Origin of the sequence: Bacillus sp. GMs2/2 (assembly GCF_050172095.1) — a bacterium.
Lineage (GTDB): Bacteria > Bacillota > Bacilli > Bacillales > Bacillaceae_G > Bacillus_A > Bacillus_A cereus.
Genome location: NZ_JBNLYE010000144.1, coordinates 1 through 10388 on the forward strand (window position 1 = coordinate 1; position 10388 = coordinate 10388).

A 10388-nucleotide genomic window follows, 5' to 3' on the forward strand; every position below is an offset into this window, starting at 1 on the left:
TCTCGCAATAAATAATCTGGATTCCCAATTGCGTAATCATACTTAATCGTTACATCTTGAAATATTTTCATGACAATTGCTAATTGATACGCTACATCAAAATCATTAAATTCCTTTTTATCTTGTGGATTTTCTAAGGCTTTTGAACTCTCAGTTGCTTTAATATCCTTTTTTTCTTCTTGCTTTACTTTTTCTCCCTTTGATGATGTAGTTTCTTCATTCGTTCCGCATGCAGCAAGTCCTAATATAGAGATACTACAAACCAATCCTGTAAAGATTTTATGTTTCATAATTAGCCCCTTTTCCCTTTTAAAAACTATGGTCTCTAATTATGATATCAAAGCTTAAAATGTTTTTTTGACATTTTTTGTCGAATCACTCTAAGGTTTACACAAATTTTTCTATTCTACAGATAAAAAGAAACTTTAATTAGCCCTCACCAAGCGGGCGTTTACGAGCAGTCCGACGCCCACCTAACTTCTTTGCTTCCGCTGAATTTTGAGATGGTGGTCTTACTGTCTGGCAAATAGCGGGATAAAAAAAAGATTCTCCCGATAGGAGAATCTTTTTTTTATTTTACAGAGACAATCTCTACTTGCATTTCTCCGCCTGGTGTTTGGATTGTTACTTTCTCACCAATTTGCTTACCTAATAAGCTTTTTGCGATTGGAGAATCGTTAGAAATTCTTCCTTCGAATGGATCAGCTTCCGCGCTACCTACGATTGTATACGCTTCTTCATCTCCGTTTGGTAATTCTTTAAATGTTACTGTTTTACCTAATGTAACAACAGTAGATACTTCGCCAGTATCTTTAATGATAACTGCGTTACGAATCATATTTTCTAATTGTGTAATACGTCCTTCTACGAACGCTTGCTCATCTTTCGCTGCATCGTACTCAGAGTTCTCAGAAAGATCCCCGAAGCTACGTGCGATTTTAATACGTTCTACTACTTCTTTACGTCTTACTGTTTTTAATTGCTCAAGTTCGTTCTCTAATTTTTGCTTACCCTCTTGCGTCATAGGGTATGTTTTTTCTGTTGACATATTTTCCACTCCTTTTATATACCAATCCCCCGAAAAAAAAGAGGAGTTCCATATGAAAACTCCTCCGCTTCCATTGTTAGCGGAGGTTTCTAGTACCCTTGCACTAGCGGAGTTGTCACATACAACCCCGTATTTCCAATTCTTCTTTATATAAAGAAGATATGTATGGAAAGTTGATATAAATATGCCCTCACCTATATATAGATGAGGTTGCATGTTTCATTGTATTCGATAAGAAGGGAAAAAATCCCTTCCTACCGTATATCTTTTACTATGCTATTACAAATTTACTTTTTGTTCAAGAATTGTTGCAATTTTTGTCACCATAATATCAATTGCAACGTGGTTTTGTCCACCTTCAGGGATAATAATATCCGCAAATTTCTTAGAAGGCTCAATAAATTGATTGTGCATTGGACGTACAACATTTACGTACTGATCGATAACAGAATCCATCGTACGACCGCGCTCTTTAATATCACGTTGCATGCGGCGCAGAATACGAAGGTCAGCATCCGTATCAACGAATAATTTAATGTCCATTAACTCGCAAAGACGTGGGTCTTCTAAAATAAGAATTCCTTCTAAAATAATTACATCTTTCGGCTCAACCGGAATAATTTCTTCTGAACGCGTATGCAATGTATAGTCATATACAGGCTTATCAATTTGCTCATATGCAAGCAACTGCTGCAAATGTTCAATTAACAGATCATTATCAAACGCAAGCGGATGATCATAATTTGTTTTTAAACGCTCTTCCATTGGTAAATGGCTTTGATCTTTGTAATAATAATCTTGCTCTAAGATTAAAATAGAATGACCTTTAAAATGGTCAAAAATCGCTTTCGTTACACTCGTTTTACCTGATCCCGAACCACCAGCAATTCCAATTACAACAGGCTTATTCGTCCCCATTCGACTATCACTCTTTCTTATTGAAGTATGCTTTTGCGCATCATATTATTCACATACACTCGTTGATCCACTTTGAATTTCACGATTTGCAACGGATGTCTCGCTGCATCTAATTCGTTTCCATCCTCATCCCAAATTTTCTCCACCGTTTGCGTAAAGTTTTCTATTTCTGGTCCAAAGAACTCCACTTCATGTCCTGGTTTGAAATGATTACGTTGCTCAATCGTTACGATGCCCGTTTCTTCATTATAATCTAACACTAAACCAGCAAAATCATACGTTGTTTTCTTACTATGATTTCCAAACATTTGCTCTTGATGTCCTGGAACCCCTTCAAAGAATGCAGGAGCTGTATCACGATTTGCACATTTATCAAGCTCATCTAACCATTCTTGTTTAAACTCAAAGTTATCTGGATCCGCACAATACGCATCAATTACTTTACGATATACAGTTGCTACAGTCGCTACGTAATGGATTGATTTCATACGTCCTTCTACCTTTAAGCTATCGATTCCGATTTCAATCATTTTTGGAATTGATAAAATTAAATTTAAATCTTTTGGACTCATCGCAAAGTGAGCATCTCCTTCTTGGAATAGAGGAAGCTCTTTTGCATCTTTATGTTGTGATACTGTTTGAACTAAATCATAATCCCAGCGGCAAGATTGGCAACAACCACCACGATTAGAATCACGCGCTGTCATATGGTTACTTAATGTACATCTTCCTGAATATGCGATACACATTGCACCATGGACGAACGCTTCAATTTCAATATCCACTTTTTCTTTAATTTCTTTCATTTCTTCATAGCTTGCTTCACGAGCTAATACAAGACGATGTAAACCTTCTTCTTTCCAATACTGTGCTGCTTTCCAGTTGGATAGTGATTGCTGTGTGCTTAAATGCACCTCAACAGAAGGCGCTACGCGTTTACAAGTCTCAATGATAAGCGGATCAGCAACGATAATTCCCGTTACGCCAGCTTTTTCAATCCCTTTTAAATATTCCTCTAGCCCGTCCATATTTTCATTATGTGCAAAGATATTTGTTGTTACGTATATTTTTGCTCCATACTTCTTTGCAAACTCAACGCCTTCTGCCATTTCTTCTAGCGTAAAGTTACCTGCATTCGAACGAAGACCAAATTCTTGTCCACCTAAATATACAGCATCTGCCCCGTAATGGATAGCTACTTTTAATTTTTCTAAGTTACCCGCAGGGATTAACAGTTCAGGTTTCTTCACAATAACACGTTTGCCATCGATCACTCGTGAAATTTCTTGTACAGTCATTTCCTACACCCTCCTCGTTTAGTAAACCGTTTCTTTAAAGAAGAATCCTGTATCTAACGGACGATTTACTGGTTGCATTTCTTCTATTTCTTTATATAGATCATCTTTCACGTCATAATATGCATCACGATCTTCTATGCATAAATCAATCGCTTGACGATATTTCTTCGTTACTTCAATAATGTATTCAGAGCTTTTTAGTACACCGTCGATTTTTAAGCTATCAACTTCAGCATCGATTAGTTCCTCTAATTCATCGATGAAACAAATGTCGTTCGGACTCATAATGTGAGTACCATTTTCATCTTCATAAATTGGATATTTATTGTTACGCTCTGGGTCATATAAGAACATATTCTCTTCATATTTTTTCTTTTCAATGTCAAGATTACGTCCTTGATACTCAAAGTAGTTTCCTACTAATGAACGCTTTGATTGGAACATACAAGTCATACCGTGAATTTGTACTTCCAGTTCCACTTCAGCATTTTCTTTTAAATCAACAATTTCATCTAAGCTAAGCTCACGAGCTAATACAGCACGCTTTGATCCTCTTTGTCCCCAGTAATTACAAGTGAACCAGTTTGTTGCTGTCGTTTCTGTATTCCAGTGCAACTGCATATTTGGTGCTACTTCACGAACAGCCATTAATACCGCTGGATCTCCGAAAACAATTGCATCTACATTTACTTCGTTTAAAAATGAAACGTAATCTGTTAATTCTTCTACTTTATCGTTGTGGAACATAGCGTTCATGGCTACGTATACTTTCACACCATTTTCATGTGCAATCTTCACAGCTTGTTTTACATCTTCACGTGAAAACTCCCCTGCTAAACGTAAACCAAACTTTTGCTCACCGATCATTACCGCATCTGCTCCTGCTTTCGCAAGTTGTTCGATATCCGCCACCGCTCTTGGCGTTACTAACAATTCAGGTTTCTTCATACCTTGGTCACCCTCTCTTTTTACTAACAGCTACTCCATCACCAATTGGGAAAATCGTTGTATCATATCCTTCATGGTTCATAAGCCACTCATTGTACGTCTTAATACGACGGATTAAACCACGTGTACGTCTGTTTTCAATTTTCTCTTTTGTCGTTACAAGACCGTGGTACATAACATTATCTGAAATAATTACGCCACCAGGATTTAATAACGGTTCATATAAGTCAAAAAAGCGACGATACTGTCCTTTTGCTGCATCAATAAAAATAACGTCAAATGTCCCGTGTTCTTTTACTTGTTCACCTGTCTCTAACGCATCACCGTAAATAACTGAAATACGATCTGTTACTGGGGAACGTTCTATATATTCAAGTGCTTTTTCATATCGCTCACGATTGCGCTCAACTGTCACAATACGTGAATTTGGAATAGCTTGCATCATACGAATACTAGAATAACCGATTGCTGTTCCAAGTTCTAAAATGCTTTTCGGTCCAATTAAACGTAAAAATTGCAGCATAAATTCCATTCCAAGTCGATCCATAATCGGCACATGATTTTCTGTTGCATATTCTTCCATTTCAAGAATTAATTTATCTTTCGGATCAATAAATGATAATAGGTACTCGTTAACTGCATCCTCCATAAATGGTCCTCCTTATTTACATGGAGAAGTGCCTCTATGACGTCTTTTCACACATAGAATGCAATAAAAATACAAGCCAGCTTTATCCTTAGCTTGTACGTCCCGTTTTGATATTAAAAACGATTCTTCTGCCAGTTTTTAACCCGATATATTTTACCACAAAAAAGAGGGATGTGCGACTTTTTTCGCTATCCCTCCCCATTTCACTATTTTTTCGTAATGTATTTTTGCTTTAATGCATTATGCTCTTCTAATGTTTTCGCATAGTACACTTCACCACTTGGTGCAGCTAAGAAATAATAATAATCTGTTTGCGCAGGTTCTAACGCAGCTTCTACTGAATGTTTACCAGAGTTTGCGATCGGCCCTACCGGTAATCCTTTTACAACATACGTATTGTACGGTGAGTTGACCTTTAAATCTTCGTATAATACACGTTGTTTATGCTTTCCAAGTGCATATAATACCGTTGGATCCGTTTGAAGCGGCATACCTTTTGCTAAACGATTATAAAAGACACTAGAGATCTTTTGACGATCTGTAAAACCAGTTGCCTCTTCTTCAATAAGTGAAGATAATGTTAAAAGCTGATGAACATCCCAATTCTTCGCTTTCATTTTCGCCTCATTTTGAACAATGATTGCATTTGTTTTCTCAAGCATTGGAATTACAATTTCTTCTAACGTCGTATCTTTCTTATAAAACGAATACGTTGCAGGATATAAATAACCTTCTAATGGGTATTTAATATTGCTATCAAAGATTTTATCCGTTAATAACTTCGGATACTTTTGCTGCATTTTTTGAATAAATGCTTTATCGTTTAATTGACGCGTAACATCATCTTTATTCCACTTTAGTTCTGTCGCAATCGTTTCTGCAATTTCAGTTACTTGCGCCCCTTCTTTAATCGTCACTTTATAAAGAGCCGGACGATGCACATTGCCAGATGACATTTGTTCGATCACACCTTCAGCATTCATTGAAGGATTTAATAAATATGTACCTGCTTGTAAACTTTTCGATTTAGCCTTTGTATAAAAACTAAAAACTGTACCGTTTTTTACAGCGCCTTTTTCTTCTAAAATTTCTCCAATTTTACTTGTAGATGATCCTTTCGGAATTTCTACTTCAATCTCTTTTTTATTCCCGCTATCAACTGGTCCTAATGCGGATGAAATATACGCATAGACTGAACCACAAACTAAAAGCAGTGCAATAATCGAAAATAAAAAGATGCGTCTACGCTTCTTTTTCACTTGATTCTCTATCAAAACATTTCCTCCTTACTTAATTGTAGACCGTATGTACACCTTTCTATACAGCACGATGTAAAAACGCTAAAAATTCACTTATCTTTTTTAATTGACACTTTATTTTTCTACAATCCGTCTCATTATACTACAAAGACTTACACAGTTTCGACAAAAAATCTTTCATTTTACATATAAATACAAAAAAAGATGGACTGTATGTCGTCCATCTTTTCAGTACTTATTATTCAGCTTCTTGCTCATCAGCTAGAGTGTTGAACATTTCTTGTACCATTTCCCACTCTTCTTCAGATTCGATTGGAAGTAAAGTTCCGCCCTCTTCTTCATTTTGCTCATAAGCCATTGCATCATAAATTTGGTCTCCATCTTCGTCTACTTCACCGATTGGAGAGAAGACTACGTATGATTTTTTTCCAAATTTTTCAGCGTCAAAAGTGAAAATAATTTCACATAAATGTTCGTTACCTTTTTCGTCTACAATTGTAATTTGATTTTCTTCCATTTTGGTCACCTCTTATTTACTATCTAAAAATCCTTGTAAGATTACGACTGCAGCCATCTTATCAATTACTTGCTTTCGCTTCTTACGGCTTACATCGGCTGAAATGAGCAGACGTTCCGCTGCCATTGTTGACAAACGCTCGTCCCACATTACAACGTCTAATTGTAACAGCTCTCGTAGGTTTTCTGCAAATTGTTGGCACGCTTCACCACGCGGGCCAATTGTACCATTCATATTTTTAGGTAAACCTACTACTATCTTGTCCACATTGTACTGCTTTACTAACTCAGAAATACGATCAAAACCAAAGTGACCTCGTTCTTCGTTAATCTTAATTGTTTCTAATCCTTGTGCTGTCCAGCCCATTTCGTCGCTAATTGCAACTCCGACTGTTTTTGTACCTACATCTAAACCTAATATCCGCATAAACTACTCCTCACGATGATGTTTCAAGTAAGACTTCACAAGCTCTTCAATTAACTCATCACGTTCAAGCTTGCGAATGATGCTACGTGCATCTTTATGGCGAGGTATGTATGCTGGGTCTCCACTTAATAAATAACCGACGATTTGGTTAATCGGATTATAGCCTTTTTCTTGAAGTGCATCATACACAGTTAAAAGTACATCATTTACATGGACACTCTGTTTTTCATCTTGAATGCTAAACTTCATTGTTTTATCAAAACCGTCCATTTCAAGCACCTCACTTATATAGTAAGTATAGGGAGAAGAACTTCTCCTCTCCCTACCATTGTACACTACTATCTCTTTATTTTGAAACAGATTTAACGTACTCTTGTACAAATGCTAAAGCTTCTTCGACTTGAGCTGGGTTTTTACCGCCTGCTTGTGCCATATCAGGACGGCCGCCACCGCCACCGCCGCAACGAGAAGCTACTTCTTTCACAAGTTTACCAGCATGGTAACCTTGGCTAATTAAGTCTTTCGTTACACCTGCTAGGATGTTTACTTTATCGTCATTAACAGACGCTAATACAACAACTGCTGACTCTAATTTATTTTTCAGATCATCCATCATCGTACGTAAGTTATTCATATCTGCAACATTTACTTTCGCTGCTAATACATTCACACCATCAACTGTCATTACAGAATCAGTTAAGTTTCCAGCTTCGATATTGCTTAATTTCGCAGCAAGAGATTCATTTTCTTTTTGCAGTTGTTTCACTTCAGCAAATAGACCATCAACTCTTGTTAAAATATCTTTCGGATTTGTTTTCATTTTTCCTGCTGCTTCTTTTAATAAACCTACTTGATCGTTCATTAATTCGTATGCAGACTTACCAGTTACTGCTTCAATACGACGAGTTCCTGCACCGATACCAGACTCAGCAACGATTTTGAAAATACCGATAGAAGCTGTGTTATCAACGTGACAACCGCCGCAAAGCTCTAAGCTGTAATCGCCAACTTGTACAACGCGTACAACATCACCGTATTTTTCACCGAATAATGCCATTGCACCCATTTCTTTCGCTTCTTCGATTGCTTTTTGAGAAATCTCAACATCAATACTTTCCCAAATTTTCTCGTTTACCATACGCTCAATTTTTTCTAATTCGTCAGCTTGTACTTGACCGAAGTGAGAGAAGTCAAAGCGTAGACGTTCAGAAGTTACAAGAGAACCTGCTTGGTTAACGTGTGTTCCAAGTACGTCTTTTAATGCTTGATGTAGTAAATGAGTTGCTGTGTGATTTTTTACAACGCTACTACGATTTTTCGTATCGATAATAGCTTTTACAGCCGCATCTTTCGTTAATGTTCCTTCTTCAACAACAACTTTATGCAAGTTTTGGCCGTTTGGTGCTTTTTGTACGTCTTTTACAAGAACTTTCACGCCATCAGCAAGAAGGTAACCACGGTCTGCAATTTGTCCACCGCTCTCAGCATAGAATGGTGTTACATCAAGAATTAACTGTCCTTCTTCACCAGCTTGTAAGCTGTCTGTGTATTCGCCATTTTTCACAAGTGCAACAACGTTACTTTCTGTTGCAACTGTACCGTAACCAACGAATTCGCTCGCTACTTTAATTTCTCCAAGGACACCACCTTGAACTTGCATAGAATCAACGTCTTGACGAGCAGCACGTGCACGCTCACGTTGTTTTTCCATTTCATTTTCAAAGCCTTCATGATCAACTGTCATGCCAGCTTCTTCTGCATATTCTTCTGTTAATTCAATTGGGAAACCGTATGTGTCATATAGACGGAACGCATCTACTCCAGAAATAACAGTTGTTTTTTCTTCTTTTGCTTTTGCAATTACTTCAGCTAAAATCGCTTCACCATCATGAAGTGTTTCATGGAAACGCTCTTCTTCGTTCTTCACAACTTTCGCAATGAAATCTTTCTTTTCAAGTACTTCTGGATAGAAGTCTTTCATTACTTCTCCAACAACCGGTACTAATTCAAACATAAATGGACGATTGATGTTTAATTTCTTCGAATAACGAACAGCGCGGCGTAATAAACGACGTAATACATAACCACGGCCTTCGTTAGATGGAAGAGCACCGTCACCAACAGCGAATGTTACTGTACGGATATGGTCAGCAATTACTTTGAATGCCATATCTTTTTCTAAATCGCCATTACGATATTTTTCACCAGAAATTGTTTCTGTTGCACCAATCATCGGCATGAATAGGTCTGTATCGAAGTTTGTAGGCACATCTTGAACGATAGATGTCATACGCTCTAGACCCATCCCTGTATCGATGTTTTTCTTAGGAAGTGGTGTATATGAACCGTCTGGATTATGGTTAAATTGAGAGAATACAAGGTTCCATACTTCTAAGTAACGCTCGTTTTCTCCGCCTGGATATAATTCTGGGTCACTAAAGTCATTACCGTAAGCTTCTCCACGGTCATAGAAAATCTCTGTATTCGGTCCACTTGGTCCTTCACCGATATCCCAGAAGTTTTCTTCTAAGCGAATAATACGCTCTTTTGGAACGCCCATTTTCTCATTCCAAATTGTGAATGCTTCTTCATCTTCTGGATGGATTGTAACTGATAGTAATTCTTTATCGAATCCGATCCATTTGTCGCTCGTTAAGAATTCCCAAGCCCATGTAATTGCTTCTTCTTTGAAGTAATCACCAATTGAGAAATTTCCTAACATTTCAAAGAATGTATGGTGACGAGCTGTTTTCCCTACGTTTTCAATATCGTTTGTACGAATTGATTTTTGAGCATTTGTAATACGTGGATTTTGTGGGATTACACGTCCATCAAAATATTTTTTTAATGTAGCTACACCACTATTAATCCATAGAAGAGATGGATCTTCATGCGGAACTAGTGATGCACTAGGTTCTACTGCATGTCCTTTTTCTTGGAAAAAGTCTAAAAACATTTGACGAATTTGTGCGCCTGTTAGTTGTTTCATTGTATTTTCCTCCTTAAATATAAAAAACTCCCGTCCCTATAAAAGGGACGAGAGTTAACTCGCGATACCACCCTAATTATGAATTGATTACAATAACAATCAATTCATCACCTCATGGTGCCGTAACGTGGCAAGACGGCAGTGATTAGCTGCTCTCAGGATTAGCTTTCTGTTACCCTTCATTTAAAGCTTCTTTCAGCCATATGGAAGCTTCTCTCTATAAATGGACTGTAACGTACTTGTTCCGTCATTGATTTAATGTATTATATGACTAAATATAATAGAATTCTCTTAAGTTTGTCAATGTAGATAATCATTTATATTGGATTAATTACT

The 10388-nt window shown here is 37.2% G+C and carries 10 protein-coding genes, 1 pseudogene and 1 other annotated feature; all 11 genes and pseudogenes read right to left on the bottom strand.

The features are described from left to right. Positions 1-290, bottom strand: a pseudogene (locus ACQGS6_RS17235) (hypothetical protein); the annotation flags it as partial. A gap of 281 nt (positions 291-571) precedes the next feature. After that, entirely contained in the window at positions 572-1048 is a 477-nt protein-coding gene (gene greA / locus ACQGS6_RS17240; protein WP_000102591.1) for a transcription elongation factor GreA, read from the bottom strand. Positions 1049-1327: 279 nt separating this feature from the next. Next, the gene (gene udk / locus ACQGS6_RS17245; RefSeq protein WP_000537078.1) at positions 1328-1966 is read right to left on the bottom strand and encodes a uridine kinase; all 639 of its coding nucleotides are present in this window, start codon (positions 1964-1966) and stop codon (positions 1328-1330) included. Between the two features lie 17 nt (positions 1967-1983). Next, on the bottom strand, positions 1984-3264 hold the full coding sequence (locus ACQGS6_RS17250) for a peptidase U32 family protein (protein ID WP_000217974.1): 1281 nt from the start codon (positions 3262-3264) through the stop codon (positions 1984-1986). Positions 3265-3282: 18 nt separating this feature from the next. Beyond that, positions 3283-4212: a peptidase U32 family protein gene (locus ACQGS6_RS17255; RefSeq protein ID WP_242785109.1), complete on the bottom strand. Its 930-nt coding sequence runs from the start codon at positions 4210-4212 to the stop codon at positions 3283-3285. 7 nt (positions 4213-4219) lie between these two features. Next, on the bottom strand, positions 4220-4861 hold the full coding sequence (locus tag ACQGS6_RS17260; protein ID WP_000389102.1) for an O-methyltransferase: 642 nt from the start codon (positions 4859-4861) through the stop codon (positions 4220-4222). A 206-nt stretch (positions 4862-5067) separates the two neighbouring features. Then, positions 5068-6135, bottom strand: a complete 1068-nt coding sequence (gene mltG, locus ACQGS6_RS17265; RefSeq protein ID WP_426965351.1) for an endolytic transglycosylase MltG — start codon at positions 6133-6135, stop codon at positions 5068-5070. A gap of 223 nt (positions 6136-6358) precedes the next feature. Next, a complete protein-coding gene (locus tag ACQGS6_RS17270; RefSeq protein WP_000392247.1) occupies positions 6359-6637 on the bottom strand; it encodes a DUF1292 domain-containing protein in 279 nt (92 codons plus the stop codon). Between the two features lie 12 nt (positions 6638-6649). Next, a complete protein-coding gene (ruvX, locus tag ACQGS6_RS17275) occupies positions 6650-7063 on the bottom strand; it encodes a Holliday junction resolvase RuvX (protein WP_001221193.1) in 414 nt (137 codons plus the stop codon). 3 nt (positions 7064-7066) lie between these two features. Further along, a complete protein-coding gene (locus ACQGS6_RS17280) occupies positions 7067-7333 on the bottom strand; it encodes an IreB family regulatory phosphoprotein (RefSeq protein ID WP_000348590.1) in 267 nt (88 codons plus the stop codon). A 76-nt stretch (positions 7334-7409) separates the two neighbouring features. Next, positions 7410-10052 carry an alanine--tRNA ligase gene (gene alaS / locus ACQGS6_RS17285; RefSeq protein ID WP_000811825.1) on the bottom strand — a complete coding sequence of 881 codons (2643 nt, stop codon included), beginning with the start codon at positions 10050-10052 and terminating at the stop codon, positions 7410-7412. 40 nt (positions 10053-10092) lie between these two features. Next, positions 10093-10312 (bottom strand) — a binding site (T-box leader). Between the last annotated feature and the right edge of the window lie 76 nt (positions 10313-10388).